The following is a 25,573-nucleotide window of genomic DNA, read 5'->3' on the forward strand; positions in this document are numbered from 1 at the left end:
CTCGTCGCGGCGCAAGCGCTCATCGCTGCCCCCCGACACCTTCGTCGTCCACATCCCGCCAGAAGTCCGAGTCGTACTGGGTATCGGGGATCGGGATCTTCTCCGGTTGCTTGTGACGCGTGACCCGCCTGCCGAGCTCCAGCTCCTCTGCGTCGATGTCGAGCCGGTCGACGGCATTGAGAATGCCCTCGGCGTCGTTCACAATGCGGCGGGTGGCGGGCGAGTCACCGTACCTGGACACCAGCGCCGTGACGCAGCGCCGCAGATCTCCGATCAGCTCGTGCAGCTCGGTGAACTCGGTGGTGCTGGACAATTGACCTCCTCGGGCTGAAGGGTGTCATCGATCACAGTACGACAATCGATGCTAGTCACATTATGAAGTGCGACGTGACGAAGGTCACGCCGCACGACCCAGAGTGGAAGGATGACGGCGTGTCCGACGCAGTGTCGAAGCAGGAACTACAAGATCGGGCAGCCGCGTTGCTCGCGCTGCACCAGCCGGGCAATCCGGTCATTCTCCCCACGGTGTGGGACGCCTGGTCGGCGAAGCTGGCCGTCGACGCGGGCTTTTCGGCCCTGACGGTGGGCAGCCATCCGGTGGCCGACTCGCTCGGTAAGGGGGACAACGAGGGGATGTCGTTCGACGACCTGCTCGCGCGCGTCGCCCAGATCACCGCGGCCGTCGACGTCCCCGTGTCGGTCGACATCGAATCGGGCTACGCCGAGTCCCCGGGCCGCCTCATCGACGGCCTGCTCGGTGTCGACGCGGTCGGGCTCAACATCGAAGACACCGTGCACAGTGAGGGTGGCCGGCTGCGGGACTCCGCCGAGCACGCCCAGCTCGTCGGGGCGTTGCGTGAAGCCGCCGACTCCGCCGGTGTACACGTGGTGGTCAATGCGCGCACTGACCTGTTCCTGCGCCAGGACGGTGACGCGTCGGATCGTGTCGACCGAGCCATCGTCCGGCTGACCGAGGCGGCTGCCGCCGGCGCCGACGTCCTGTATCCGGTCGGACGTCACGACCCGGATACCTTGCGGCGCTTGGCGACCGAACTTCCGCTTCCCATCAATGCGATCGCCCTGCCGAACCAGGATGACCCCGCCTCGTTCGGCCCGCTGGGGGTTGCCCGGATCAGCTTCGGCCCATTTCTACAGGCGGCGTTGACTGCTCGGGCCAACGAGATCCTCGCGCGCTGGGTGTGAGGTCGGCGCGTCAGGCATCCAGACCGGCCGCGCACACCACCGCCCAGAGCACCTCGGGATGGCAGATGTCACTGTGCGCCCCGCTGAACGGCGACTGGTTGGCGTTGATGACCTCGTTGGAGTCCAACGCGTAGAACGTCGCCGGAGAGAAGTGGTAGGGCTTGCCCGCTGCCGACAGAGGCACCACGGTCGCCGCCGGCCGCTGCTGGTAGCCGTCGCGGCCCATCGCGCCCCACCGGTAGACCAGGTCGTCGGCGGCCTCGCTGTCTTCGCGCGCCAGCATGCTCGCGGCGGGGTACCACCACCCGACTGCGCGGTCCGCAGAGCTGAACGTGGCGATCAGCGGGCCGTCGACGCGGTCGCGGACACCGGCCAGACCGCCGCTTCTGGCGGCGTCGATCGGCAGCGGTGAGGCGAAGGTGAAATGTGAGAAGGCGCCCTGGACCAGGGTCAGGGACTTGACCGCGCTCGCCGACCCGCGCCAGCCGTCGGGCAATCCCGCCAGGGCATAGGACACCAGCCGCGCGCCGAAGCTGTGGCCGATCAGGTGGATTCGCGGTGGTCCGGCCAGCCGGCCCAGCAGCGGACCCAGCCCGGCCTGCCCGACAACGCCGGCCCGATTCTTCATCTCGTAGTAGCTCAGCGTGCGCAGCACCTCCTTGGCGCCCGACCAGAACACCGAGAACGGATTGCCGATCCCTTGCGCGTCGCCACCCTGCCGGGGCGCCATCGCCGCGGCATGGCTGAGAACTGTGAGCGTGTCGGCGCTGAGGAGCCGAGACTCGCCGGTGTCCTCGCCGCCCTGCGGTGGGGTGGTCACCAGCTGGTTGGCCAGCACGTGGAACTCGTTGAGCTTCGCGGCGTCCTGGGGCCTGTCGTCGAGCAGCTCGCCGATGGTCGCCAACGGCTGTTGCTGGCCGGGGAACGCGGGGGCCAGTGCGGCCGCGAGCTGAGCGCCCGTGGACGGAACCGCCCGCGCGGTCGCCGGGTCGTCCTCGGGGAACAGCAGTGAGGGCCAGATGAGGCCGACGGCGACGCTGGCGGACCGGCGTGCGCCCAGCTGGTCGGCTAGCAGGCCGAACATCGCGCGATACAGGTTGCGCGCCGAGTCCACGCCGTTGTTCCAGCCGTGCGACATGACGAACACGTCGCTGATCCCGCTCGCCGCGACTGCCGCGATGAGCCCGCCGTCCCCGCCGCCCGCGGTGTCCAGGGAGCCGTCTGCGGTGAATTCGACTTCGTAGTACGGCATTCCGTTGATCGTGGCCATGGTGCGTTCCTCGTATCGAAGGGGCTGGTATCGAAGGGCTTGCGGTCAGGTGTTGGACAATGCCCGCATGAGGTCGACCAGACCTGCGCCCTGGTAAAACTGGTGGCGGCCCAGGTCCGTGGCGGTGGACATCAGGATGTCCTTCACCTGCTGGGGCTGTCCGATGAACTCGGTACGGGTCGACATGAATGCGGCGGCCACCCCCGACACGTGCGCCGCGGCCATCGAGGTCCCGCTGTCTTCGATGTAACAGGCTGCGCCTGCGGCATCGCCGTTCTCCGCGGTCAGGGGCGGAACACCTGCGGCCAGCCCACCGGTCGCGGCCGACGTGATGCGCTCGCCGGGGGCCACCAGATCGGGTTTGAGCCGACCGTCCAGCGTCGGTCCCTTCGACGAGTCGAAGGTGATGCCGAAGGTATGCGGGCGGTAGCGGTGGACGGAACCGACGGTGATGGCGCATGCGGCGTTGCCGGGATCGGTGATCGTGGCCAGCTGTCCGTATATGTCATTGCTCATGCCGGTCATCGTGCCGCCGGCCCCCGAGTTGCCCGCGCTGACGACGGCGACCACACCGGTACCGACCAACAGATCCAGCTCCTTGCAGAGCGGACTCTGGCCTGCAGCGTAATCTCTTGGTAGCCAACCACATCCGAGCGACAGGTTGACGCCGTGGATCTGCAGGTCGCGGCCGTAGCCGTTGATGGTCCGGACATAGTCCAGGGCATCGATGATGACACTCGACAGTGTTTTGGCGTTGTCGTCGAGCACCTTGAGGCTGACGAGGTTGGCCTTCGGTGCCACCCCCGACAGGCAACCGCCGTCGGCGAGTCCGCGCGGCACCCAGTTCGGAAAGCCCTCGGCGGTGGGCTCGTTGGCGGCGATGCGCAGGACGGCCGCGTCGGTGGGCGCGCATCCGGCGATAATTCCCGCGACGTGGGTGCCGTGGCCCACCGGATCGGTCAGCGGATCAACGGGCGGGCCGGATCGCAGGGTGAAGTCGCGGTGCAGCGCCTTGACCGAATCGGCGGTCAGCGTGGCGTTCGCGACGAAGTGCGGGTGTGTCGCGTCGATTCCCGAATCCAGAACGGCCCAGACGATGCCGGCTCCGCTGCAGCAGTAGGTGCGCGATGCGGCGTCGGCCTTGATCGTGCCCAACGACCGGTCCAGGTGTGCGTCGACCACGAGATCGGGCCAGACGTGAAAGATCAGTGAGAGCGCGCGTTGCGCCGCCCGCGTCGTCGGAGACCGGGAACCACCCTGGACGAGCTGCCGGACCTCGTCGGGGGTCAGCACGCAGCGCATGTAGTGGCGGCCCACTGGTTCGGGCTGCGGTGGACCGTCGGCGGCGTTGAAAACCTGCGTGAACAGATCCATGAACCTGCCGCGGACGATGTCGGGAATGTCGCCGGGCTCCAGCCGCAACTCGACGAGCACCACGCGCCGGTCCTGCTCGTCGGCGAGTAGCGCGCGGGCCGCGTCGGGCGGAGCCGCATCGCGATCGCTCAGGACCAGCGGGCTGACCAATGACGGGCGGGGACCGCGCGGGAGCAACGGCTCTGGGGGCACTCTCGTATGGTGTGGCTCCGGCGTCGGTCCGCGCGCGAGTATCGAACTACTTGTTTCCTGCGGATGTCCTGAACCCGCTCACCGGGCCCGCCAAAGAAATCCGGTGGGTATGACCCCACCGGATTTCGGCACCTCGTCGAAACTTACTTGCTGTCGATCGCGATGCGCTGCGCGCCGGGAACCTCGGGCTTCTTGTGTGCCCCGGTTATCCGCACGGTGAGTACGCCTGCGTCGTAGGACGCGGTGACGGCGTCACCGGTGATGTGCTCGGGCAGCGCGAACGAACGGCGGAAGGAGCCGTACCTGACCTCACGTAGGGTCCTGCGCACGGGGGCCTGCTCGTCCTTGCCGTCCTCAGTGCCGTCCCGGGGGCCCTGCTCGGCGGTGAACTCGTCGCGGCGCTCGCCGTGGATGACCAGTCGGCCGTCCTCGACATCTACGTTGACGTCCTTGGCGACGTCGACACCGGGCAGCTCCACACGCACGATCGCGTCGTCACCGTCCCGGACGATCTCCGCGGCGGGATTGAAGCCTGCCGGCAGTGGCTTGAACCAGTCGTCGGCGGTGGCGGGGCCGAAGAAATCACGGACCCAGCGGTCTGCATTCCACGCGGGACGAGCCCACAGGGTGACATTCCTGCTCATGAGTGCTCCTTGTCTGTGTTGTCCGACCGGCACCTCACCGGTCTCACCCGATAGAACTTGAGTCGATCACGCTTAAGTTCCGTCTGGGTGTTCGCCGGGAGTGAACAGGTCTCACAACGCGGTGTCCGGGCAAGTGAGCACAGTGTGATGGCGGCTTCACACAGGGCCGACACGGCCGCAATATCGGCTCCCTAGCCTCGGCCGCATGACGTCGAGCAGAGATGTGGTGGTCGTCGGGCACGGCATGGTCGGACACCGGTTCGTGGAAGCGTTACGCGCCCGCGACGCGGATGGGTCCTGGCGGGTCACCGTGCTGGCAGAGGAGGCCGACGCCGCCTACGACCGGGTCGGGCTGACGGGCTACACCGAGCACTGGGACCGCGCCCAGCTGGCGTTGCCCGGCAACGACTACGCCGGCGACGACCTGGTCGACCTCCGGCTGGGTGGTGCGGTGACCGCCGTCGACGTCGACGCCCGCAGTGTGCGCACCGCCGACGGCGCCGAGGTCGGATACGACGCACTGGTGCTGGCCACCGGCTCGTATGCCTTCGTGCCGCCGGTACCCGGTCACGACCTGCCGGGCTGCCACGTCTACCGCACTCTCGACGATCTCGACGCCATCCACGCTGATGTGCAGCGCACCCTGGCCGCCGGGCACACCACCGCCGGTGTGGTGGTCGGCGGTGGCCTGCTCGGACTGGAGGCGGCCAACGCGCTGCGCCGGTTCGGGATGCAACCGCACGTCGTCGAGATGGCGCCGCGGCTGATGGCCGTGCAGCTCGACGAGGCGGGCGGGGCACTCCTGGGCCGGATGATCGGCGAGCTGGGCATCGCGGTGCACGCCGGTGTCGGCACCAAGGCCGTCGAAGCCACGCCGGACGGGTCGCTGCTGATCACCCTCAGCGACGGAAGCCAGATCGACGCCGGTGTGGTGGTGTTCGCCGCCGGGGTGCGTCCCCGCGACGAGCTGGCCCGCGCGGCCGGGCTGGGGATCGCCGAGCGCGGCGGTGTGCTCACCGATTTGTCATGTGTGACAACCGATCCCGCGGTGTACGCGGTCGGTGAGGTGGCCGCCATCGAGGGCCGCTGCTACGGCTTGGTGGGGCCCGGCTACACCAGCGCCGAGGTGGTCGCCGACCGGCTGCTCGGCGGCGCCGCCGAGTTCCCCGAAGCCGACATGTCGACCAAACTCAAGCTGCTGGGCGTCGACGTCGCCAGCTTCGGCGACGCCATGGGAACCACGCCCAACTGCCTGGAAGTCGTCGTCAACGACGCCGTCAACCAGACCTACGCCAAGCTCGTCCTGTCCGATGACGCCAAGACCCTGCTGGGCGGCATCCTCGTCGGCGACGCGTCCAGCTACGGGTTGCTGCGGCCGATGGTCGGCGAGCAGCTGCCCGGCGACCCGATGGCGTTGATCGCCCCGGCGGGCTCCGAGGGCGGGGCGGCCCTCGGTGTCGGTGCACTGCCCGCCGCGGCGCAGATCTGCTCATGCAACAACGTCACCAAGGGCGATCTGACCGACGCCATCGCCGCCGGCTGTCATGACGTGCCCGCGCTGAAGGCCTGCACCAAGGCCGGCACCTCCTGCGGTTCCTGTGTGCCGCTGCTCAAGCAGCTGCTCGAGGCCGAGGGCGTCGAGCAGTCCAAGGCGGTGTGCGAGCACTTCAGCCAGTCGCGTGCCGAGCTTTTCGAGATCATCAGCGCCACCGAGATCCGCACGTTCTCCGGGCTCATCGAGCGGTTCGGCACCGGAAAGGGTTGCGATCTCTGCAAACCCGCCATCGCGTCGATCCTGGCGTCCACCGGCTCCGGGCACATCCTCGACGGTGAGCAGTCGTCGCTGCAGGATTCCAACGACCACTTCCTGGCCAACATCCAGAAGAACGGCAGCTATTCGGTGGTGCCGCGGGTGCCCGGCGGCGACATCACGCCCGAACAGTTGATCCTCATCGGCGAGGTCGCGAGGGACTTCAACCTGTACACCAAGATCACCGGCGGGCAGCGCATCGACATGTTCGGTGCGCGGGTGGATCAGCTGCCCGAGATCTGGCGGCGCCTCGTCGAAGGCGGGATGGAATCCGGCCACGCATACGGCAAGTCGCTGCGTACGGTCAAGAGCTGCGTGGGCAGTGACTGGTGCCGCTACGGCCAGCAGGATTCGGTGCACATGGCCATCAACCTGGAGTTGCGCTACCGCGGGCTGCGTGCACCGCACAAGATCAAGATGGGTGTCTCCGGGTGTGCCCGTGAGTGCGCAGAGGCGCGTGGCAAGGACGTCGGCGTCATCGCCACCGAGAAGGGCTGGAACCTCTACGTGTGCGGCAACGGCGGGATGACGCCGAGGCATGCCGAACTGCTCGCAGGGGACCTCGACGACGAAACCCTGGTGCGCTACATCGACCGGTTCCTGATGTTCTACATCCGCACCGCCGACCGACTGCAGCGCACGGCGCCGTGGCTGGAGGCGCTCGACGGCGGACTGGATCACCTGCGTGAGGTCGTGTGCGACGACACCTTGGGCCTGGCAGCCGAATTCGAAGACGCGATCGCCCGCCACATCGACGGCTACGCGTGCGAGTGGAAGGGTGTGCTGGACGATCCGGACAAGCTGTCGCGATTCGTTTCCTTCGTCAACGCGCCCGAAACTCCCGATCCGACCGTGCAATTCACCGAGAGCCACGGCCGCAAGGTGCCGATCGGCATGCCCCGCTATCAGAAGGAGCAATCATGACGCTGCTCGACGACCGTCGCGCCAAGGCGGATGACCTCCACGCCTGGACCAATGCGTGCCGGTACGACTTCCTGATCCCTTGCCGCGGTGCCGGTGTCCTGCTGGACGACGGATCGCAGGCGGCGCTGTTCCGCCTCGACGACGGCTCGCTGCGGGCGGTGGGCAACATCGATCCGTTCTCGGGAGCTGCGGTGATGTCGCGCGGCATCGTGGGCGACCGCGCGGGCCGAGCCACGGTTCAGACGCCGATCAAGAAGCAGGCGTTCGCGCTGGACGACGGGACCTGCCTCGATGACCCTGCCGTCTCGCTGCCGGTATACGCCACCCGGGTCACCGACTACGGCGTCGTACAGGTGGGCCGCCGCATCTCGGCGTAGCCGCGATTGGCCGCCGCGACTGGACTGCGCGATGTCTGCGCAGGGGTCGTGGGGGGCGTCGAACCAACAGCCCTGGCGCAGAAGCCCCGGCACAGACCATCACAGCGCGCGCAACAGCCGCTGTCGTGTGCAAGCGTCGTCGGAGATCAGCTCGTCGCGGGTCCCGGTGCTCCACAACTCGATCGTCTGGATCGTCCAGTAGGCGCCGAATTCGAGGATCAGCGCGGATTCGGCGATGAGCACGGCGTGGTTGAAGCCGTCGAGGGTGAAGTGCAGCGCCACCGTCACCGTCAGGGTCAGCACCATCGCCACGGCGATCAGATGATAGAGCCGGTGGTAGATCTGCCGATTCGGACATTTGGCGTCATCCTGCCGTCCACTGAGGAATGCGGTGATGAACACCGTCAGGATCATCGCGGCGAACATGATCACGGCCGCGATGCCGTGGGCGTTCGCGGTGAACCAGTCGGGGGCGAGGATCAGGGTGGCCAGGCCCACGGCGAGGATGAGGCGCTGGGCCCAGATCGCCACGGTGCCAAGGACGCTCATCTGGTCGGACGTGTCTGTCCTGCGGTGCAGCCACCAGGACGCCAACCGGGAGGCGACCAGTGCGATGACGACCGCCCACACATTCGAGCGGATGACCGTCCCGAGCTCGAGTTCGCCGGGCGCCAAGGCGGTTCCGCATTCGAGGACGGGGCGCGTGGTGGGCACCATGGCGACGATGAACATCAGGATGCCCGCCAGGTTCAGTAGCACGTCCTCGGTGTCGCTGCTGCCGCGGTAGACGATGAACATGGCGCCTGTCGCGCAGAGAGCGCCGATGAACACGGCGTGCGCCGAGGTGAAGTAGTAGGCGCTGATCGATGTCTGCCAGCAATCCGCCCGCACTCTCTCGATGAGCACAGCGGCGGCCAACATCACGATCATGACCGGCATACCGCCACGCAGATAGCGGTAGGTCTCCAACGCAACGGAGCGTTGTGTCATTGCGCGAGTATGGCACTCGCCCGCCTTTCCGATCGTCGAGACAATGTCGCGGTTCTGTGACGTTCGACCAAAGCCGGGAAATTGCGGTGGCCGCGGTGCACAATGCGCGTGCGCTGACAGCACGCGGCGCGGCACCGACACCACCGGTGTGCCCGAGGAGATGGGGATTCAGATGAACCGATGCAAACGGATCGGGGTTGCCGTGCTCTGCGGGGTCGCCATGGTCACCGGCATCGAGATGTTGGGCGCGTCGACGATGACCACCCAGCATGACGCCGATGTGTGCGCCGGTGTCGGGGGCAGGCGCGTCTCCGTCAGCGGGTGCGGCAGCATCGCCGACGCCATCGCGCCGTGGGTGCCCCCTCCCGCGGAGTATGCGCCGATGCCCGAGGACTATGCGGCACCGCCTCCGCCGCCCCCACCGCCTCCGCCGCCGAATATCAACGTCTGCGCGAACGTCGGCAGGCGCATCAACGTCAGTGGCTGCATCTAGCCCGGGCTACGCGACCTCGCCCCGGTCCCGGGCCACCGCCCACCGGCCGGCCTGCTGCGGCAGGCGTGCGCGGCGGAACCTGGCGGCGACGAGGCGCACGGTGCCGGGATGCAGGCCGAGCGGATCGGTGACCACGTCGGCGCCACTGGCCCGCAGCCGATCCTGGAACAGGCCGTCCGCCAGCAGGTAGGACGCCACGACGACGCGGCGCGCGCCGTCGCGGCGCAATGCGGTCACCGCGTCGGCGATCCGCGGTGTCCCGGTCGCGGCGAAGGCCGGCTCTACCCGCGATCCGGTCAGCGCCGACAGCCAGGTGGCCGTGGTGTGGAGGTCGCGCTGGGCGGTCGGATCCGAAGTGCCCGCCGCGGCGAGGACGACCGAATCGCCGGGACGCCAGCCGGATTCGGCCAACCTGCCGGCCATCACCCGGATCATCTGCGGGTCGGGCCCGAGGGCGGCGGTGACGGTCACATCGGGGTGCCCGCTGTCGGCCACGTGTGCCGGTATGTCCGCGCGTACGTGATAGCCACGGGACAGGAAGGCGGGCACCACGATCGCAGGCCGGTCGTGCCAGTCCGCAAGCACCTCGCTAGGGGTGGGGCCGAGGACGTCGACGAACGCGACGTGCACGGTGCGGCCGAGCATGGCGGCGACGCGATCGGCGAGGTCACCGACCATCGACACGCCCTGCCGTTTGCGCGTGCCGTGCGCCACCAGCAGCAGGCTCACAGTGGCTGCGCCTTGTTGCGGACGTTCTCATCGATGTCGTCGTCGACGGCTAGCCGGTAACCGCGCTTGACCACCGTCGACACGATGTTCTTGTCGCCGAGCGCGGTGCGCAGCCGCAGCACGGCGGTTTCCACGGCGTGGGTGTCGGTGCCGCTGCCCGGCAGTGCATCGAGCAGGCTCGCGCGCGATACCACCGTACCGGGGCGATGGGCGAGGGCTCGGATGGTCGCCATCGCCGCGGGGGAAAGCGCCTTGACGGCGCCGTCCACCAGCACGCAGGTGCCGCGGATCTCGAGCACATGACCCGCTACCCGCATGGTGCGCGACCGCAGTAGCGGTAGCTCGTCGGTGATGTGGCGCGCCAGGGCGCCGAGACGCATGCGTTCGGGCATCGAGGTCGGCACCCCCAGCCGGACAAGGGGACGCGCGGTGACGGGACCGACGCACATGGCGTGCACCGGTCCGCGCAGCGCTGCCAGAAGCCGATCGCTCACGCCCAGCTCGGCCGCGCGCATGATGACCGACGCCACGGCGGGCGCCGACGTGAAGCTCACCGCGTCGAACTGCTCGTCGGCGATGCCGGTGACGAGTTGGTCGAACGCGCCGTGGCGCGGTGCGGGGCGCCAGCGGTACACCCGGATGGGCACGATTTCGGCACCCGCCTCGCACAACTCGCCGATGAACTCGGGGAACGGGTCCCAGTCGGCGGTCGCGCCGTGCAACTGCACCGCGATGCGGTGGCCGGCGACACCGGCCTCGCGCAGGTAGTGCAGCACCTCCCGGGACGATTCGGATTCGGGCGACCATTCCTCGGGCAGCCCGGCAGCGCGTAGCGCTCCGGTGGCCTTGGGTCCGCGCGAGACGACGCGAGCCTTGCCGAGCGCGTTGACCAGTTCGGTGGCCAGGCCCCAGCCGTCGGCGGCGGCGACCCAGCCGCGGAACCCGATTCCGGTGGTCGCCACCACAATGTCGGGCGGTGAGTCGATCAATGCTTCGGTGTGTGTCCGCAGCTCGTCGTCGTCGGGCAGCGACACCATGTCGATCGCGGCGGCGCAGGTGACGGAGGCGCCCCTGCGGATCAGCATTGTGCTCAGCTCGTCTGCTCGGCGGGCCGATGTGACGGCCACGCGGAAGCCGGTGAGCGGCTGCCAGTCGGGCTGGCTCATATGTTCTGTGTATGCATGTCGTGTTTCCAAGCGGTTACCGGGTCATTGCGGGGCTGTGTACCGTTCAGCCCCGGCTCGGCTCACGACGCTATGCGTTCATTATTGCCCCGACGCTGCGTGCGGTGACCCGGCTGTGACGTTCCGCTCACCCGGGCCGCGTGGCGGTTGTGAGATCGGCGCCTACCAGACGTCGCCTGCACGCCAGTCGCAGGTGATCTCCGCGGTGTCGTCGAGATCGACGGTGATCGGCAGGACGAAGAGGGAGCGGTCGTCGTCGGGGGTGCGGGTGACGCCTGCGGGTGCAAGCACGTAGGTCTGCCCGCGCCACGGGATCCACCCGCGGGAGCCGTACAGACGGCGACCGGCGTCGGATGAACTCAGCGCGCCGAGTTGGTAGGCGCCGCGCACGACCTGTTCAACCGCGTCCAGCAGCGCTCGCGCGAGGCCCTGGCCACGGCAGTCCTCCCGTACCGCCACCGCTTCGACGTATCCGCAGCGCAGCGGGGTGTCGTGGTAGATCAGCCTGCGCTGGACGACAGCCGCATGCCCGATGAGGGCACCGTGATAACCGATGAGTGCGTGCATGCCGCCGAGCGAGTGCTCCCAGTCGGCGTCGGTGAACTGACCTGCGAACGCCTCGATGACCATCTGGCGCGCGTCTTCGCGGGTCTCGTTGTCGAGGTCGGAGGTGTGGACGAGGCGTGCCGTGTGCACACCGCGGACGTGAGGAGCATTGGGGTTGCCGCGGACGTGAGGAGCGTTGGGGTTGCCGCGGACGTGAGGAGCATTGGGGTTGCCGCCCACGTGAGGAGCGTTGGGGTTGCCGCGCACGTGAGGACCATTGGGATCGTGCGTGTCCACACTGTCGTTCTACCAGCGCGGGCGCCGTTTGACACCCACCTCGGGAGGGTCAACGACGGTCGGTGAACGGCTTCCTCGGCCTCGACCAGTGCAGACGGACCGTCTGGCCCGGCCGGATCTGAGCCACCCTGTCGATGTCGCCGTCGGTGACCACGCCGATCACCGGATAGCCGCCGGTCACCGGATGGTCCGGTCCCAGGATCACCGGGAATCCGTTCGGCGGGACCTGGATCGCGCCGCGGGCGGCGCCCTCGCTCGCCAGCTGCCGGTCGGGCCACCGGTACTCCAGCGGCATCCCGACCAGCCGCATCCCGACCCGGTCGCTGTGGTTGGTCACCAGCCAGTTGGTGCGTACCAGGACATCGGGATCGACGAACCAGTCGTCGCGGGGCCCCGGTACAACATCGAGATCGAGCACGTCGGTCTTGATCGCGGCCACCGGCGCCTGGTCGAGTTCGGGGAACTCGTCAGGGTGGTCGCCGACCTCCAGCACGTCACCGGCGCGCAGGGGGGCGGGCCCGATCGCGGACATCACGTCGTAGCTGCGGGAGCCGAGGACTGGTTCGACGTCGAAGCCGCCGCGGACCGCGACGTACGTGCGCAGCCCCGCCTGCGGCGCCCCCATCGATATCACGTCGCCCTCATGGGCGTAGTGAATGCTGTTGGTGCCGAACGGGACCCCGTTGACCGACGGGTCCGTGTCGGCTCCGGTGACCGCGATCGCCACGTCGCCGCCGCGCACCCGGGCAGCGAACCCTCCGAACGTCACCTCGATGGTGGCGCTGTCGCCGGGGTTGGCGACCAGTCTGTTGGCCAGCGCATGGGAGCGCCTGTCGGCGGCGCCGGAGCGCGTCACCCCCATGTGGGCGAGCCCGGGCCTGCCGAGATCCTCGACGAGCGCCAGCGGTCCTGTGCGCAGGACTTCCAAACATGCGGTCATCGGAATCCCCTCACACTGCCCGGAACTGAACCCACATGCCTGGCGTCAGCAGGGCGGGCGTTTCCCGTTCGACGTCCCACAGCACGGCATCGGAGCGGCCGATGAGCTGCCAGCCGCCTGGCGATTCCCGCGGGTAGACACCACTGAACTCGCCGGCGAGGGCGACGGATCCGCGGGGTACCTTCGTTCGCGGTTCCGCGCGGCGGGGAACCTGGAGGCGTTCGTCACCACCGACGAGGTAGGCGAATCCGGGCGCGAAGCCGCCGAAGCCGACCCGCCATGGGGTGCCGGTGTGCGCGGCGATCACCTGGGCGGGCGCAAGCCCGGTCAGCCGAGCCACCTCGTGCAGGTCGGGGCCGTCGTACACCACGTCGATGGTGATGTCGACGCGGTGGCCGTGCGCCGATTCGGCGATCACGGCGGGATCGAGCCGCAGGGCGGCCACGCGCTGTCGTGTCGGCGCCAGATAGCGCGGGCCGGCGAGTTTGATCAGCACGGTCGCCGAGGCCGGCACGATGTCGACCACCCCGGGCAGGTGGGCGTCGCGCACCACGTCGGCCCACGCCAGCATCTCGGCGGTGCTGTCGAACTCGAGCAGCAGCGCTTGGTCGCCGTAGTCGTGCACCTTGCCGATGACCTTGCCGATGATCTCGCCGGTGATCTTGGCATCCGTTGTCGCGGTCATACTTCCCAAGCTACCCGCCGGTAAAGTCGCCGGCCGCTCCTTTGTGAGCGTTGCCAGAGCTGCCTTACCGAAGGCTCATGACTTTATCGGCCGCTCACACGGTGACGGGCCGGTAGGTCGGCTCACGCCGCTTGATCGCTGCGATCACGCGGTAGGTCACTGGCAGCAGCAGCACCTCGACCAACGTCTTGTAGATCCAGCCCAGCGCGGTGTAGGTGACGAAGTCACCGAAGGAGCTGATGCCGATGGCCCCTGCGGCGATGCTGCAGAACACCAGTGTGTCGCCGAGCTGTCCGGCGAACGTCGAGCCGACAAGCCGGGCCCACAGATGCTTCTCCTTGGTGCGTTCCTTGATTGCCACAACCACCCAGGCGTTGATGGTCTGGCCGACGATGAAACCCGCGAGCCCCGCCACGATCAGCTGGGTGTAGGCGTGCACGATGTTCTCGAGGTGTGCCTGATTGGCGTAGAAGTCGGCGGCAGGAAGATAGAGCGTCACCCAGAACGCGAGCGCCGCGAGCGCGTTCATGGCGAATCCGAGGAAGATCGCCCGACGCGCGGCCCGGAACCCGTAGACCTCCGAGAGCACGTCACCGATCACGTAGGTCAGCGGAAAGACGATGAATCCGCCGTCGGTGATGATCGACCAGTCACCGATGATCGGCCCGAACGCGACCCCCTTGGTCGCGGTGACGTTGGAGATGATCACGAGCGCGGTGAAGACCGCGACGAGCATCGGATAGTAGGTCGATCCGACCTGGGCGAACGCGGCGGCATGAGGCTCGGTCGGGGTGGTCTTCTGGCTTGTCACCCCGACATCTTGTCAGGCAAGTGCCGCGCCGATCAGCGCAGGCAACCGGCCGGCGACCACTGGATAGGACAGCGGTGAAGCGAACGCGATCGCTCCGGCGAGCTCCTTGTCGGTGAACACATGGCGGCGCCGGTCGGCCGCCCGTAGCCCCGCGATGACAGGGTCGGCTTCGAGCGCGGCCTGCTGCTCCGGGCTCTCCGTCGTCCACACCGACACGTCGGCGGCATCGAGGACCGACGCGATGTGGTCGCGGGGAATGAGGGTGCGGCCGTCGTGGTCGTAGTCGTCGATGCTGTCGGGGATCACCAGGCCCATCTGGGTAAGGAAATCGGTGCGCCAGCCGGCGGGCGTGGCCTGCACACTGTCCCGGTAGAAGGTGCCGCTCAACAGAAGCACCTTCGCCCCCGAGAACCGCGGCTGGCCCTTGCCCGCGGTGGTGAACGTGTCGTCGACACCCTCGATGAGGGCCTTCATGTCATCGGCTTTGAACACCGCCTGACCTATTGTGGTGGCCTGGTCCTTCCACGGTTCGAAGAACGCGTCCTGACCGGATTGCGCGACGGTCGGCGCGATCGCCGACAGCCGCGTGTAAATGTCCGCATCCAGTCCCGCGTTGGTCGCCACGATCAGGTCGGGCTTCAGCGAGGCGATCTGATCGACCTGGATGCCGTCGCTCAGGCCGAGGACGACGGGCTGGGCGCCCCCGAGTCTGGGCTGGGCCCAGGGCCACACGCCGAACGGCTCGCCGCCGAACCAGTCGGTGACGGCGATCGGGACGACCCCGACGGCCAGCAGATCGTCCTGTTCCGTGAGGCCCGCACTCACCACCCGCCGAGGCGGTGACAGGATCCTGGTCTCGCCGAACGCGTGCGCGATGGTCACCGACCCGTCGTCGGCGACCGTCCCCGGTTTCGGTGGGCCGCACGCGGCCAGCGTGGCGGCGGTCGCGCTGAGCGCGAGGAAGCGCCGGCGTGACAAGCCCGTTTGCACCGGCCAGAGCGTACGCGCTAACTCACCTGGAAGTTGCCGAACAGCACCAGGGCCAGGCCCAGCGCCACGACGATGTTGACGAAGGTGGCCGAGGCGAACACGGCGACCGGCCGCCAGCCCGCCTCCCGCAGCCCCTTCAGCGAGAACTCCAGGCCGATCGCGACGAACGCGAAGATCAGGAACCAGGTGCGCAGGTCGTTGACGGTGCCGATGACCGCCTTGCCGTTCTCGGCCCACTGCAGGTAGAGGGTTCCGATCACCGAAGCCACGGTGAAGCCCAGCACGAACTTCGGGAAGCGTTCCCAGAACTGCCCGATGGTGGGTCGGGCCTCGTTCGCGTCGCGTCGCTCGACTTTCAGGGCGAAGTAGGCGGTCAGCGCGATCGCGACGACGCCGATGAGGGCGTTCTGGGTGGTCTTGACGATGGTGGCGATCTGCAGGGCATCCTCGCCGGCGATGGCGCCCGACGCGGCCACCGCGGCTGTGGTGTCGATGTTGCCGCCTATCCATGCCCCGGCGACCGCATCCGGCAGCCCGAACCAGTGCGCCAGCCACGGCAGCAGAAAGATCGAGGGCAGTGCGAACGCGATGACCAGCGACGCGGCGTAGGCGAGCTGTTCACGCTTGGCCTGCACCGCTCCTGCGGCGGCGATCGCGGCGCTGACCCCGCAGATCGACACCGCCGAGGCCAGCAGGGCGCGCAGTTTGTCGTCCAGTCCGAGCCTGCCCCCCAACCACCAGGTGAAGCCGAAGACGATCGAAATGAGCAGCAGAGCCTGAATGATCGCCGGTCCGGCGGCGCTGATCAACAGCTTGAGGTTGATCGACGCCCCGAGCAGCACCAGGCCGGTCTTGATGAAGAACTCGGTACGAAACCCGCGTGACAGCGCGTCGCGCAGCGCGAGCTTGCTGAGGATGAGGTTGCCGATCAATCCCAAAGCGATTGCATAAACGGGGAACTCGACCGACTTGGCGATCTTGGCAAATGGCGTGCCGGCGGCCCAGGTGGGGACTTGCGCCTCCAGGAAGCGGGTGGCGGCGCCCAAGGCCACAACCACGACGACACCGGCAACGGCGTAACCCAGTGCCGAGGTACCCGTTCGCGACCGCTCTTCGGTGGTCTGCGTGGTCACGGAATCACGCTGCCCGGGATCGCGCCGACAAGCACCAGGACCAACAGGCTCAGGCCGACGATGACAGCGAGCCAATCCTCACTCATGACCCCGCAGGCTAGTCAGCGACGCGGTGGGTGGCACGAGTTGTGCTCAGCGCGAATCGAATCGTCCGACCGGAATCGGTTCCTACGTGGTCGACTGGAGTCGCCGTTGTCCGGCCCGTTTGATCGTCGCCATTGCCGGGTAGCAGAGGGCTACGGGAGAACGCACCGGGGAAACGCACCGTCGGTGCCCAGGACGCCCAGCGGAAGGAGCACCCGTGGGAGACACATCGCAGGATCCGGTCGACCATGCCCGGACGACACGGCAGCACGCAGGCGAGTCGATGAAGAACGGGACGAACGCGCCCGGCTTGATCGCGGTGGCGGTTGGCATCGTCGCACTGGTGGTGTGCCTGTTCGCCTTCGCCACCGGCTCCGCGGCCACCGCCTGGGTGGCGGGCATCGTGTCGGCGGCCGCGATCATCGGCGGTCTGGCGTGGCTGGCCATCGCGCACCGGCGGGTCCGCATAGCCGAACGACGCTGGCACGCGGAGAATCCGCACGCATGGGCGGAGCCTCCGACCAGTTGATCACCCGCCGCGGTTTCGCGGTGCACAGGGGCGGGAACTCGCGCGCAGCGGGCAGTCGCGCACGGATGGAACGTAGACGGAGGTGACTGGATGCCGAATGCATCGATCAAGGACGAGAAACTTTACGAAGAACTCCGCCAGGAGGGCAACTCCAAGGAGAAGGCCGCCAGGATCGCCAACGCCGCGGCCGCCCGCGGCAGATCGGCGGTCGGCCGCAAGGGCGGGAAGTCAGGTTCGTATGACGAGTGGACCGTCACTGAACTGAAGGCCCGGGCAAAGGAACTCGGCATGACGGGCTACTCGCGAATGCAGAAGGACCGGCTGATCGAGCTGCTGCGTAACCACTGAGGGCGGATCGGACGTTTGGCACGATAAGGGGAAACGGGCGTGGATCGAGGGGAGTCGGACCTGTGGGCAGCGAGCGTGTCCCCGGCGGTGTCGTGCACGACCTTCCCGCCGACCTGCGCACGGCGCTGACCGCCGACGCCACGGTACTGGCCGCATGGAAGGACATCACCCCGCTGGCGCGCAACGAGTTCATCTGCTGGGTCGAGGACGCCAAGCAGGATACGACTCGACAGCGGCGCATCCGCCGGACCCAGGAGGAACTCTCTGACGGCATGCGCCGGCCGTGCTGCTGGCCGGGGTGTAAACACCGCGAGCGCACAGGTCGTTAGCCGGTTCAGGCGCTGTCGGCGAGACGGGTCAGGATCGCGGCAGTGGATTCCTGCCGAGCGTGCCGGTAGCCGGTACCGGCCCAGAGGTGAACGAGGTCGGCTTCGCCTGCTGCCGCGGCGGCCTTGCGCAGCGGGCTGGTGAGGTGATGAATCGCCGGATAACCCAGAGGCGCTGTCGCTTCGTACTTCTCGATGAACGAGTTGCGTAGCCCGCGCGCGGGTCGGCCGGTGAAGGCGCGGGTGAGGACGGTGTGTGTCCGCGCCGGATCGGTCAGCGCGGCCCGATGGGTGGCGGAAGCGCCGCTTTCGTCGGCCAGGAGCAGCACGGTGCCGACGGCGGCCGCGACCGCACCGGCCCGAAGTGCATCGGCCACACCCTCCGCAGTTGCCAGGCCGCCTGCCGCGACGACCGGAGCCGGCACCGCGGCCTTCACCAGCCGGATCAGGTCGATGATGGGCACGGGATCGAGAGGGCGATCGGGGGTGAACGTGCCCGAATGTCCTCCCGCGTCTGCGGCCTGCACGACGACCATGTCGACGCCCGCGGCCACGGCCAGTTGGGCTTCTCCCGGCGAGGTCACCGTCTGCACGACGGTGGTGCCCGCTCGCTGCAGCGCTCGGATCACGGTGTCGGCGGGCAGGCCGAAGGTGAAGCTGACGACCGGAACCGGATCGGAGAGCAGGAGGTCCATCTTGGCCCCGAAGGCGTCGTCGTCGTCGACGGGATCGTCGGGCAGGGTGATCCCGAACCGGTCGGCCTCGCGCTGCATCTGCACCGCGTACCGGTGGTAGGACTCGACGTCGATGGGTACCGGATTCGGTGCGAAAAGGTTGACGCCGAACGGTACCGAGGCGTCGCGCACCGCGGCGATCTCCGCCTGGACGCTGTCGGGAGACTTGTAACCGGCGGCGAGAAATCCCAGGCTGCCTGCGCGTGACGCGGCGATCACCGTCGCGGGGGTGGTCGGTCCGCCCGCCATCGGGGCGGCGAGCACCGGGATGCTCAGGCCTAGGTTGGTCAGTGGTGATGTCATCGATGTCGTCCTATCACGGCGGTTGGCCTTCGATGTAACGATGGTGTCCCTGGTGGCGCCCGCTGGCGGGAACTCAGGGTGCCGCCGCGCGGTGCGGATCATCTCGAGGCAGCCACACCTCCGGCCCGGTGAGGCCCGATCGGTCGACGCCGGCCGTGAAGGCGTCGATGACCGCGTGTACCAACGGGTTCGGCTCGCTTTGCCGCCAGACCAGCGACCACGTCCACATCGGAATGGGTTGCTGCACCGGACGCCGTGCCAGGTCGGGTGGCGTTGTGTCGTGCTGCCCCTTGGGGTTGTTCAGTACCGGACGCCGGAGTCTGCGGACGTGGTCGAAGAAGGTCGCACCTGTCACCCCTCCGTCCTCGACGCGTACGACCTGAGCGCCCGACGCCCCGGCGAACTGCGCGGCGTACCTGTTCCACGACGACCAGCTCGCCTCGTCGGAGTCCAACAGCACCGTCAGGTTGCGCGCGTCCACGGGCGAGGAATCCCGTCCGACACTCAACGCGAAGAGCCGGTCGGCGCCGACCAGCCGTGCCTCAAGTGACATCGCCTGCAGATCGGCCCGCTCGACCCAACAGATCGCGAGGTCCAGGTTGCCGTCCGCGACGCGGGCCGCCTGCGTGTGCGAGGGCATCACCCAGGTGTCCACCCGCAGCTGCGCCACTCCCGCGGCCCGCTCAGCCCAATCCGTCGGGCACCACTGCACATAGCCGATCCGGACGGGCTCGGACGACGCCAGACCGACGGCGTGGCGGCGAAACTCGTCGGCCTGCCCGATGAGGGCCCGCGCCCGAGGGAGTAGCGCCGAGCCGGCATCCGTCAGTGCCACCGAACGCCGATTGCGGTCGAACAGCTGCACCTTGAGGTCGCGTTCGAGCGCCTTGATCTGCTGGGAGAGCGAGGGGCCCGCGATGCGCAGCCGTTCGGCGGCCCTGCCGAAGTTCAACTCGTCGGCCACCGTCACGAAGTAGCGCAGCTGCCGCAGCTCCACACGGGCCAGCGTAATGCAGTGAGAGTCTGCGCCTACCAGTTGCGAGCGAACCGGTCTTGCGGGCCGGGACTGCCCATCGCCCGACCGGGTGTTCCGAAGATCAACACCACGAGAAGGGAACACGAACGTGACATCAACCCCCCGCGTCGCACTCATCACCGGCGCATCGCAAGGAATCGGGGCGGGCCTGGTGGCGGGGTACCGCAAGCTCGGCTACGCCGTCGTCGCGAATGCCCGCACCATCGGAGACAGTGGCGACCCGATGGTGCTGGCAATCCCGGGTGACATCGGGAAACCCGGAGTCGGCCGACGCATCGTCGACACGGCGGTCGAACGCTTCGGACGCGTTGACACCGTGGTCAACAACGCAGGCATCTTCATCGCCAAGCCCTTCGCCGACTACACCGACGACGACTACGACGCCATCACCGGCGTGAATCTCCGTGGCTTCTTTGAGATCTCCCGCGCTGCGGTCGCCCGGATGGTCGAGCATGGCGACGGTGGCCACCTGGTGACGATTTCGACGTCGCTGGTCGACCACGCCAATTCGTCGGTGCCGTCGGCGCTCGCCTCTTTGACCAAGGGCGGGCTCAACGCCGCCACACGCGCACTGGCTGTCGAATACGCCTCGCGCGGAATCCGTTCCAATGCAGTCGCACTCGGCATCATCAAGACGCCCATGCACCAGCCGTCGGACTACGACACCCTGGCGGCGCTACACCCGGTGGGCCGCGTGGGCGAGGTTGCCGACGTCGTCGACGCGGTGCTCTACCTGGAGAACGCGCCGTTCGTCACCGGCGAGATCCTGCACGTCGACGGCGGCCAGAGCGCGGGCCACTGACATGAGCGCCCTACAGATCATCGCCTCCGTCATGGACGAGTGGAAAGCCGGGATCGACAGCCACGATTCCGGCCGGGTGGCCGCAGCATTCGCCGACGACACAGTCTTCCAGGGTCTGCGCCCCTACGGGGTGGGCAGGCAAGCCGTCGCCGACTACTACGAATCGCAACCCACCGGCATGACGGTCAACTACCGAGTCCTCGAAAGCCGCAGTCCGGCAAACAATGTCGTGCTCGGCTATCTCGCTGCGACGTTCAGCTTCCCAGACCGCCCGCCGGTCGAACTGGCCATCGGTGTGGTACTCACCCGCCTGGGTGGCCGGTGGCAGGTGGCGCAATATCAGGCGTCCCCGCGCGACCTGGTGGTGGCGGTCCAATGACGTCGCGAGAGTATCCGGCGGTGCGGCACGGCTCGAACAGACAGGAAACCTCGACCAAAAGGGAACAGGGAGTCGTCATGGATTTCAAGCTCGAAGTTGTAGTGCTGCCGGTATCAGACGTGGACGCAGCCAAACTGTTCTACCTCGGACTCGGCTGGCGACTGGATGCAGATTTCGCCGTCGACGACGACTACCGGGTAGTGCAGCTCACACCGCCTGGCTCGCCGGCGTCGATCATCCTCGGCTCCGGTGTCACCACCGCCGTTGCGGGCTCCACGCAAGGTCTCTATCTGGTGGTCGCCGACGTCGACGCCGCACGGGCGGAACTGATCGCCCGCGGCATCGACGTCAGCGAGGTGTTCCATGATGCCACGGGGATCTTCAACCACGCGGGGACGGAGGCGCGAGTGGCCGGCCCCGATCCGCGGCGTCGCAGCTACGGATCGTTCGTCTCCTTCGCCGACCCCGACGGCAATCGTTGGGTTCTGCAGGAGATCACCGAGCGCGCGCCGGGTCGCTGACCCTACTCACACTTCATCCAGCTATCACAGGAGACATCGGATCATGAACACTGAACACGTCACCGCATTGGTCACCGGAGCCAACCGCGGACTCGGGCGCCAATTCGCTGTCGCACTCGTCGCACGCGGCGCCAAAGTCTACGCAGCGGCACGCCGACCGGAAGCGGTCGACATTGCCGGCGCCATACCGGTGCAACTCGACATCACCGACTCGCAGTCGATCCAGCGTGCCGCGCTGCACGCATCCGATGTGAACGTACTGATCAACAACGCTGGAATATCAACCCGTGCAACTCTTCTCGATGGATCACTGGACGACATCCGCGCCGAGATGGAGACACATTACTTCGGTACCCTGCAGGTGCTTCGGGTGTTTGCTCCGGTGCTCGAGCGCAACGGCGGCGGAGCGGTCCTCAACGTTCTGTCCGTGCTGTCCTGGCTGCACCCGGCCACCAGCGGGGCTTACTCCTCGGCCAAGGCCGCCGCATGGGCGATGACCGACGCCGTACGAGACGAACTGGCGCCCAGGGGAATCAGCGTTACTGCATTGCACGTCGGCTACATGGACACCGACATGGTCAGCTACATTCCCGCCGACCAGAAGACCGACCCGGCCGTGGTTGCCGCGGCGGCACTCGGTGGGCTGTTCAACGGCCGACGTGAGGTGCTGGCCGACGGTTGGTCGCGCGATGCCAAGGCGAAGCTGTCGACGACCCTGTAGGGAGGGTGAATAGCGTTGGGCGGTAGGAGGAGTCAGTCGACTGCGATGATCTCGAGCTGAATGTTGTCGGGATCGCGGAACACCACGGTCGAGTACCGGATCGGTTCGGTCTCGTCGACGATGCCGGTGTTGGGGACGCCCAGTTCGTCCAGCCACGCCGCCCAGGCCTGCAGGGTGTCTCGACCGGCCACGCCGAACGACACATGGTCCAGACCCGTGTGCGCTTCGTCGAACGGTTCTCCGCGATTGCCTGTGTTGGTGTGCAACGAGAAGATCAATCCGGAGCGCGGCTCCGGTAACAGCACGCTGTAGCCCGTCTCCTCCTTCTCGTGGTGCGGAACCTTGATGTCCGGGCGCTCGGTTTGAAACACCCGCTGATACCACGCCAGGCTCACCTCGAGGTCGGTCACCGTCAGTGAGACATGGTGAACCCCGATGATCGCCGGGCCAGTCGTCTCGCTCACCGATACCTCCTCCTGGCCAGGGTCCGTCAGATGCTACTCGCCACCCTTGCTGCCACACGCCGAGCGTCTTAAGGCGTTCTGCACCTTGGTGATTGCGCCAGGTGAGTGCGCCTGGGTGATCACACCCCGCAACCGGGGGCGGCAATGTCGGCGGCCGCCCCCACCCTCTCGCATCCGGTGACGCCGCATGCGCCACCGGATGCGCCACGAAGGCCAACGGTGCACCCTGGGTGGTGTTGGCTACGTCGAGGCGCTGGTGAGTGACCGCTTCCGCAGGATCTCCAGGGCCTGCAGCAGGTACGTGCGGAATACCGCGTGGTTCTCACTCATCGGGAAATGACCGATTCCCTTCATCTCGATGAACTCGCCGTTGCGGATCTGGGACGCAGTCCGTGCGCTGTCCTCCGGGGTGGTGAGGTAGTCGTAGTCGCCGGTCATCATGACCACCGGGCACCGCTCACCGTCGATCTCGCCGAGCTTGTCGCGTAGATCGTGGTCGACCGAGTAGAAGTGCAGGTCGCCCTTGAAGGCTTCCGAACCCTGGCTGTAGTAGAACCACGTCTTCCAGCGGTCGGCTTCGGGAGACTGCGGTGCCATCAGATCCCACACACCGCTGGCGCAGACCTGGGCGGCGTTGGCGTGAGGATGCTGCCACCAGTCGAGGTAGAAACCGGGGGAGTAGTCGGCGCCCTCGACGGGGATGACGCCGGCGAACCGGTCGGGCCGGCGAAGCGCCAGTTGCAGCGCAATGTTGCCGCCGAAGGAGGACCCCATGAAGATCGGGTTCTCCAGTTCGAGCGCGTCGCAGAGCGCGACGATGAAGTTCGCGTAGTGATCGGCCGTCAACGCGTACTCCTCCGTCCACCACGCGGTGTTCTCGGGCGGGTCGGACTTGCCGTGGCGCGGAAGGTCGTAGGCGATGACCCGGTAATTCTCGGTGATCTCCTCGTCCTCGAGCAGCCCGCGCCACTGGTGGTTGTGGCATCCCGCGGTGTGCTGACACACCAACGGCTGCCCGGCGCCGTTCTCGAGGTAGAAGACCTTGTAGTGCAGACCGTCGACCTCGACGTCGACGTAGTGGCCGGTGACCGGAGAGATCTTGCTCATGAGGGGTGTCCTTCGGTTTCGCAGGGTGTTCGGGCGGGGGTGTTCAGACGGGGGAGCCAACCGAGCGCAGCAGCTCGATCTGACGGGTGATGCAGCGCAGGTTCTGCATGAGTACCAGCAGATCGCCATCGAGTTTCATGTCGCGCTGAAAGCTGGCGGCCCAGATGCCGTGGTACATCGGGGCGGGCACCGGAACACCGAAGTTCCGCCAGGTCTCGGCGCTTGCACGGATCGCGAACTGGTAGGGCACATCGAGAGGGCCGGGATCGACCGCGATGTCGGTGACCTGACCGTCGCTCATCTGGATGACGAAGGTGTGATCGGTCATGTCGAGTTGGTACGAGCACGTGAAATACTTTCCGTGCGCTTGGATTTCGGGGTCCGAGTTGTTCGCCTGCGCGAACGACTCGGCCCAACTCGCCGCGGTCGAGGCGGGGGTGGTGACGGTCATCGTGGTTTCCTTCGAATCGGATGGGTGAGGCGGGTGTTCTCGCCCCGTGCCGGCCGACCTGGTCCAATCGGCGGACATGACGTCCATCACAGCTGCCGCGGCCGCTGGGCGTCCAATACCTGTCAACCATCGATCGATAGCCAATTCCTAATGGTCAGCGGATGTCGACTCGTTTAGCCTCGAAAGATGCTTCCCCAGCTCGACCTGCGGCTGCTGGCGTACTTCGTTGCAGTCGCCGAGGAGTTGCATTTCGGGCACGCCGCCGCCCGGCTGCACATTGCCCAACCGTCACTGTCGGTTCAGATCCGCAAACTCGAACACACCCTGGGCGCGGCGCTGTTCCTGCGCAGCAGCCGTCACGTCGAACTCACCCCCGCGGGTCTGGTGCTGCTGGAGGAGAGCCGGCGGCTACTCAGCGACGTCGAACGGATTGTCGGCCTCACCAGGGCGGCGGGGCACGGCACCGGCAGCCGCAAACTCGTCGTCGGGTTCCAGGCCAACGCCGCCGCGGAACTGACTCCTCAGATACTCAGCGCGTTCCAATCGCGGTACCCCCGCGTTCAGGTTCAGATGCAGTCGTTCGATTTCGCCGATCCATATGTCGGTCTGGCCGACGGTTCCTCCGACGTCGCGTTTGTCCGGCCGCCGCTCGTCGTCAGAGACTGGTTGGGAATGGAAACCCTGTTCGTCGAGCCGAGGGTGCTCGTCGTATCGACGGGCTCACCTCTCGCGGCCCGGTCCGATGTCAGCGTGGAGCAGGTGACGAACGAATTCTTCGTGGCGCGTAAGGCTCCGGAGGAGTGGCGCAACTTCTGGCTGGCCACCGAATCCCGGCAGGGTGAACCGGTCCGGCTCGGAGCCGAAGTATCCACTGTCGACGAGTGTTTCGAGGCGATCCTGTCGCAGCGCGGCGTCGCGTTCTCACAGGCGTCGACACAACGGTTCTACAGCCGACCGGGCCTCGCATTCGTTCCCGTCACCAACATCCCGCCCACTTCGCTGTCGATCGCGTGGCGCACCGATGTCGATTCCCAACTGGTCCGCGATTTCATCGAAACCGCGCGGATCGTCGCGTCCTTGCGCACCGTCCCCAATGCGTGGCCTTCGCCCGTTGGCGCGTCCGCCCCCGGGGCAGCCGGCGGCGACTACCTGCTTGCGGCGACGATGAACCGGTGA

General features: G+C 67.5%; 30 protein-coding genes. 12 read left to right on the forward strand and 18 right to left on the reverse strand.

Going from position 1 to position 25,573, the window contains the following annotated elements; translation table 11 throughout:
• Positions 1 to 19: 19 nt before the first annotated feature.
• Positions 20 to 313, reverse strand: coding sequence for an Rv0250c family protein (locus ADBZ6K_RS07305; RefSeq protein ID WP_526345202.1), 294 nt, complete (start codon positions 311 to 313; stop codon positions 20 to 22).
• Positions 314 to 432: 119 nt separating this feature from the next.
• On the opposite strand from ADBZ6K_RS07305, the gene ADBZ6K_RS07310 reads away from it, so the two are divergent.
• Positions 433 to 1,203 (forward strand): isocitrate lyase/PEP mutase family protein, encoded by a 771-nt coding sequence (locus tag ADBZ6K_RS07310; protein ID WP_526345203.1) that lies wholly within the window; start codon positions 433 to 435, stop codon positions 1,201 to 1,203.
• A gap of 10 nt (positions 1,204 to 1,213) precedes the next feature.
• On the opposite strand, the gene ADBZ6K_RS07315 is transcribed toward ADBZ6K_RS07310, so the two are convergent.
• The 3 genes from ADBZ6K_RS07315 to ADBZ6K_RS07325 all read right to left on the reverse strand — a co-directional run bounded on the left by ADBZ6K_RS07315 (position 1,214) and on the right by ADBZ6K_RS07325 (position 4,683).
• Positions 1,214 to 2,473: a serine/threonine protein kinase gene (locus tag ADBZ6K_RS07315; protein ID WP_526345204.1), complete on the reverse strand. Its 1,260-nt coding sequence runs from the start codon at positions 2,471 to 2,473 to the stop codon at positions 1,214 to 1,216.
• 45 nt (positions 2,474 to 2,518) lie between these two features.
• On the reverse strand, positions 2,519 to 3,997 hold the full coding sequence (locus ADBZ6K_RS07320; RefSeq protein WP_526345286.1) for a S8 family peptidase: 1,479 nt from the start codon (positions 3,995 to 3,997) through the stop codon (positions 2,519 to 2,521).
• 185 nt (positions 3,998 to 4,182) lie between these two features.
• Positions 4,183 to 4,683, reverse strand: coding sequence for an Hsp20/alpha crystallin family protein (locus tag ADBZ6K_RS07325; protein WP_526345205.1), 501 nt, complete (start codon positions 4,681 to 4,683; stop codon positions 4,183 to 4,185).
• Positions 4,684 to 4,888: 205 nt separating this feature from the next.
• Between ADBZ6K_RS07325 and nirB the strand changes: the two genes are divergently transcribed.
• Both nirB and nirD read left to right on the forward strand, forming a co-directional pair.
• The gene (gene nirB / locus ADBZ6K_RS07330) at positions 4,889 to 7,417 is read left to right on the forward strand and encodes a nitrite reductase large subunit NirB (protein ID WP_526345206.1); all 2,529 of its coding nucleotides are present in this window, start codon (positions 4,889 to 4,891) and stop codon (positions 7,415 to 7,417) included.
• A complete protein-coding gene (nirD, locus tag ADBZ6K_RS07335) occupies positions 7,414 to 7,794 on the forward strand; it encodes a nitrite reductase small subunit NirD (RefSeq protein WP_526345207.1) in 381 nt (126 codons plus the stop codon). Before nirB ends, nirD begins: the two co-directional genes overlap by 4 nt.
• A gap of 99 nt (positions 7,795 to 7,893) precedes the next feature.
• Here the strand turns inward: nirD and ADBZ6K_RS07340 are convergent, their stop codons facing one another.
• Positions 7,894 to 8,784, reverse strand: a complete 891-nt coding sequence (locus tag ADBZ6K_RS07340; protein WP_526345208.1) for a hypothetical protein — start codon at positions 8,782 to 8,784, stop codon at positions 7,894 to 7,896.
• A gap of 220 nt (positions 8,785 to 9,004) precedes the next feature.
• On the opposite strand from ADBZ6K_RS07340, the gene ADBZ6K_RS07345 reads away from it, so the two are divergent.
• On the forward strand, positions 9,005 to 9,277 hold the full coding sequence (locus ADBZ6K_RS07345) for a hypothetical protein (protein ID WP_526345287.1): 273 nt from the start codon (positions 9,005 to 9,007) through the stop codon (positions 9,275 to 9,277).
• A 6-nt stretch (positions 9,278 to 9,283) separates the two neighbouring features.
• Here ADBZ6K_RS07345 and ADBZ6K_RS07350 read toward each other — a convergent pair whose 3' ends face one another.
• The 8 genes from ADBZ6K_RS07350 to ADBZ6K_RS07385 all read right to left on the reverse strand — a co-directional run bounded on the left by ADBZ6K_RS07350 (position 9,284) and on the right by ADBZ6K_RS07385 (position 16,592).
• The gene (locus tag ADBZ6K_RS07350) at positions 9,284 to 10,006 is read right to left on the reverse strand and encodes a sirohydrochlorin chelatase (RefSeq protein ID WP_526345209.1); all 723 of its coding nucleotides are present in this window, start codon (positions 10,004 to 10,006) and stop codon (positions 9,284 to 9,286) included.
• Positions 10,003 to 11,172 (reverse strand): uroporphyrinogen-III synthase, encoded by a 1,170-nt coding sequence (locus ADBZ6K_RS07355; protein ID WP_526345210.1) that lies wholly within the window; start codon positions 11,170 to 11,172, stop codon positions 10,003 to 10,005. Before ADBZ6K_RS07355 ends, ADBZ6K_RS07350 begins: the two co-directional genes overlap by 4 nt.
• A gap of 180 nt (positions 11,173 to 11,352) precedes the next feature.
• Positions 11,353 to 11,886, reverse strand: coding sequence for a GNAT family N-acetyltransferase (locus tag ADBZ6K_RS07360; RefSeq protein WP_526345288.1), 534 nt, complete (start codon positions 11,884 to 11,886; stop codon positions 11,353 to 11,355).
• A 196-nt stretch (positions 11,887 to 12,082) separates the two neighbouring features.
• A complete protein-coding gene (locus ADBZ6K_RS07365) occupies positions 12,083 to 12,973 on the reverse strand; it encodes a 5-oxoprolinase/urea amidolyase family protein (protein ID WP_526345211.1) in 891 nt (296 codons plus the stop codon).
• Positions 12,974 to 12,983: 10 nt separating this feature from the next.
• On the reverse strand, positions 12,984 to 13,658 hold the full coding sequence (locus tag ADBZ6K_RS07370) for a 5-oxoprolinase subunit B family protein (RefSeq protein ID WP_526345212.1): 675 nt from the start codon (positions 13,656 to 13,658) through the stop codon (positions 12,984 to 12,986).
• Positions 13,659 to 13,752: 94 nt separating this feature from the next.
• Positions 13,753 to 14,394, reverse strand: a complete 642-nt coding sequence (locus ADBZ6K_RS07375; RefSeq protein WP_526345289.1) for a queuosine precursor transporter — start codon at positions 14,392 to 14,394, stop codon at positions 13,753 to 13,755.
• An 87-nt stretch (positions 14,395 to 14,481) separates the two neighbouring features.
• Positions 14,482 to 15,459 carry an ABC transporter substrate-binding protein gene (locus tag ADBZ6K_RS07380; RefSeq protein ID WP_526345213.1) on the reverse strand — a complete coding sequence of 326 codons (978 nt, stop codon included), beginning with the start codon at positions 15,457 to 15,459 and terminating at the stop codon, positions 14,482 to 14,484.
• Between the two features lie 17 nt (positions 15,460 to 15,476).
• Entirely contained in the window at positions 15,477 to 16,592 is a 1,116-nt protein-coding gene (locus tag ADBZ6K_RS07385) for a putative sulfate exporter family transporter (RefSeq protein ID WP_526345214.1), read from the reverse strand.
• A gap of 301 nt (positions 16,593 to 16,893) precedes the next feature.
• On the opposite strand from ADBZ6K_RS07385, the gene usfY reads away from it, so the two are divergent.
• The 3 genes from usfY (at position 16,894) to ADBZ6K_RS07400 (ending at position 17,882) form a co-directional block, all read left to right on the forward strand.
• The gene (gene usfY, locus ADBZ6K_RS07390) at positions 16,894 to 17,205 is read left to right on the forward strand and encodes a protein UsfY (RefSeq protein WP_526345215.1); all 312 of its coding nucleotides are present in this window, start codon (positions 16,894 to 16,896) and stop codon (positions 17,203 to 17,205) included.
• 90 nt (positions 17,206 to 17,295) lie between these two features.
• Entirely contained in the window at positions 17,296 to 17,553 is a 258-nt protein-coding gene (locus ADBZ6K_RS07395; protein WP_526345216.1) for a Rho termination factor N-terminal domain-containing protein, read from the forward strand.
• A gap of 62 nt (positions 17,554 to 17,615) precedes the next feature.
• A complete protein-coding gene (locus ADBZ6K_RS07400; protein WP_526345217.1) occupies positions 17,616 to 17,882 on the forward strand; it encodes a YdeI/OmpD-associated family protein in 267 nt (88 codons plus the stop codon).
• A gap of 5 nt (positions 17,883 to 17,887) precedes the next feature.
• On the opposite strand, the gene ADBZ6K_RS07405 is transcribed toward ADBZ6K_RS07400, so the two are convergent.
• The gene (locus ADBZ6K_RS07405; RefSeq protein ID WP_526345290.1) at positions 17,888 to 18,958 is read right to left on the reverse strand and encodes an NAD(P)H-dependent flavin oxidoreductase; all 1,071 of its coding nucleotides are present in this window, start codon (positions 18,956 to 18,958) and stop codon (positions 17,888 to 17,890) included.
• A gap of 31 nt (positions 18,959 to 18,989) precedes the next feature.
• Positions 18,990 to 19,913, reverse strand: a complete 924-nt coding sequence (locus tag ADBZ6K_RS07410; protein ID WP_526345218.1) for a LysR family transcriptional regulator — start codon at positions 19,911 to 19,913, stop codon at positions 18,990 to 18,992.
• Positions 19,914 to 20,040: 127 nt separating this feature from the next.
• Between ADBZ6K_RS07410 and ADBZ6K_RS07415 the strand changes: the two genes are divergently transcribed.
• From ADBZ6K_RS07415 to ADBZ6K_RS07430, 4 genes are all read left to right on the forward strand, one after another.
• Positions 20,041 to 20,754 (forward strand): SDR family NAD(P)-dependent oxidoreductase, encoded by a 714-nt coding sequence (locus ADBZ6K_RS07415; protein ID WP_526345219.1) that lies wholly within the window; start codon positions 20,041 to 20,043, stop codon positions 20,752 to 20,754.
• A 1-nt stretch (position 20,755) separates the two neighbouring features.
• The gene (locus ADBZ6K_RS07420; RefSeq protein ID WP_526345220.1) at positions 20,756 to 21,133 is read left to right on the forward strand and encodes a nuclear transport factor 2 family protein; all 378 of its coding nucleotides are present in this window, start codon (positions 20,756 to 20,758) and stop codon (positions 21,131 to 21,133) included.
• A 77-nt stretch (positions 21,134 to 21,210) separates the two neighbouring features.
• Positions 21,211 to 21,654 carry a VOC family protein gene (locus ADBZ6K_RS07425; protein WP_526345221.1) on the forward strand — a complete coding sequence of 148 codons (444 nt, stop codon included), beginning with the start codon at positions 21,211 to 21,213 and terminating at the stop codon, positions 21,652 to 21,654.
• A 43-nt stretch (positions 21,655 to 21,697) separates the two neighbouring features.
• On the forward strand, positions 21,698 to 22,375 hold the full coding sequence (locus ADBZ6K_RS07430; RefSeq protein WP_526345222.1) for an SDR family oxidoreductase: 678 nt from the start codon (positions 21,698 to 21,700) through the stop codon (positions 22,373 to 22,375).
• 32 nt (positions 22,376 to 22,407) lie between these two features.
• On the opposite strand, the gene ADBZ6K_RS07435 is transcribed toward ADBZ6K_RS07430, so the two are convergent.
• From ADBZ6K_RS07435 to ADBZ6K_RS07445, 3 genes are all read right to left on the reverse strand, one after another.
• Positions 22,408 to 22,839 (reverse strand): VOC family protein, encoded by a 432-nt coding sequence (locus ADBZ6K_RS07435; protein WP_526345223.1) that lies wholly within the window; start codon positions 22,837 to 22,839, stop codon positions 22,408 to 22,410.
• Positions 22,840 to 23,079: 240 nt separating this feature from the next.
• A complete protein-coding gene (locus ADBZ6K_RS07440; RefSeq protein WP_526345224.1) occupies positions 23,080 to 23,946 on the reverse strand; it encodes an alpha/beta fold hydrolase in 867 nt (288 codons plus the stop codon).
• A 43-nt stretch (positions 23,947 to 23,989) separates the two neighbouring features.
• On the reverse strand, positions 23,990 to 24,397 hold the full coding sequence (locus ADBZ6K_RS07445) for a hypothetical protein (RefSeq protein WP_526345225.1): 408 nt from the start codon (positions 24,395 to 24,397) through the stop codon (positions 23,990 to 23,992).
• A gap of 186 nt (positions 24,398 to 24,583) precedes the next feature.
• Between ADBZ6K_RS07445 and ADBZ6K_RS07450 the strand changes: the two genes are divergently transcribed.
• Positions 24,584 to 25,573 carry a LysR family transcriptional regulator gene (locus ADBZ6K_RS07450; RefSeq protein ID WP_526345226.1) on the forward strand — a complete coding sequence of 330 codons (990 nt, stop codon included), beginning with the start codon at positions 24,584 to 24,586 and terminating at the stop codon, positions 25,571 to 25,573.

It is taken from the genome of Mycobacterium sp. (genome assembly GCF_044223235.1).
In the GTDB taxonomy this organism is placed as follows: domain Bacteria; phylum Actinomycetota; class Actinomycetes; order Mycobacteriales; family Mycobacteriaceae; genus Mycobacterium.

What these genes read in the sequence shown, in the direction of transcription:
- ADBZ6K_RS07315 (WP_526345204.1), bottom strand. Translation starts at nt 2,473, where the DNA reads ATGGCCACGATCAACGGAATGCCGTACTACGAAGTCGAATTCACCGCA.
- ADBZ6K_RS07325 (WP_526345205.1), bottom strand. Translation starts at nt 4,683, where the DNA reads ATGAGCAGGAATGTCACCCTGTGGGCTCGTCCCGCGTGGAATGCAGAC.
- nirB (WP_526345206.1), top strand. Translation starts at nt 4,889, where the DNA reads ATGACGTCGAGCAGAGATGTGGTGGTCGTCGGGCACGGCATGGTCGGA.
- nirD (WP_526345207.1), top strand. Translation starts at nt 7,414, where the DNA reads ATGACGCTGCTCGACGACCGTCGCGCCAAGGCGGATGACCTCCACGCC.
- ADBZ6K_RS07340 (WP_526345208.1), bottom strand. Translation starts at nt 8,784, where the DNA reads ATGACACAACGCTCCGTTGCGTTGGAGACCTACCGCTATCTGCGTGGC.
- ADBZ6K_RS07345 (WP_526345287.1), top strand. Translation starts at nt 9,005, where the DNA reads ATGGTCACCGGCATCGAGATGTTGGGCGCGTCGACGATGACCACCCAG.
- ADBZ6K_RS07355 (WP_526345210.1), bottom strand. Translation starts at nt 11,172, where the DNA reads ATGAGCCAGCCCGACTGGCAGCCGCTCACCGGCTTCCGCGTGGCCGTC.
- ADBZ6K_RS07365 (WP_526345211.1), bottom strand. Translation starts at nt 12,973, where the DNA reads ATGACCGCATGTTTGGAAGTCCTGCGCACAGGACCGCTGGCGCTCGTC.
- ADBZ6K_RS07370 (WP_526345212.1), bottom strand. Translation starts at nt 13,658, where the DNA reads ATGACCGCGACAACGGATGCCAAGATCACCGGCGAGATCATCGGCAAG.
- ADBZ6K_RS07375 (WP_526345289.1), bottom strand. Translation starts at nt 14,394, where the DNA reads ATGCTCGTCGCGGTCTTCACCGCGCTCGTGATCATCTCCAACGTCACC.
- ADBZ6K_RS07395 (WP_526345216.1), top strand. Translation starts at nt 17,296, where the DNA reads ATGCCGAATGCATCGATCAAGGACGAGAAACTTTACGAAGAACTCCGC.
- ADBZ6K_RS07420 (WP_526345220.1), top strand. Translation starts at nt 20,756, where the DNA reads ATGAGCGCCCTACAGATCATCGCCTCCGTCATGGACGAGTGGAAAGCC.
- ADBZ6K_RS07425 (WP_526345221.1), top strand. Translation starts at nt 21,211, where the DNA reads ATGGATTTCAAGCTCGAAGTTGTAGTGCTGCCGGTATCAGACGTGGAC.
- ADBZ6K_RS07430 (WP_526345222.1), top strand. Translation starts at nt 21,698, where the DNA reads ATGAACACTGAACACGTCACCGCATTGGTCACCGGAGCCAACCGCGGA.
- ADBZ6K_RS07440 (WP_526345224.1), bottom strand. Translation starts at nt 23,946, where the DNA reads ATGAGCAAGATCTCTCCGGTCACCGGCCACTACGTCGACGTCGAGGTC.
- ADBZ6K_RS07445 (WP_526345225.1), bottom strand. Translation starts at nt 24,397, where the DNA reads ATGACCGTCACCACCCCCGCCTCGACCGCGGCGAGTTGGGCCGAGTCG.
- ADBZ6K_RS07450 (WP_526345226.1), top strand. Translation starts at nt 24,584, where the DNA reads ATGCTTCCCCAGCTCGACCTGCGGCTGCTGGCGTACTTCGTTGCAGTC.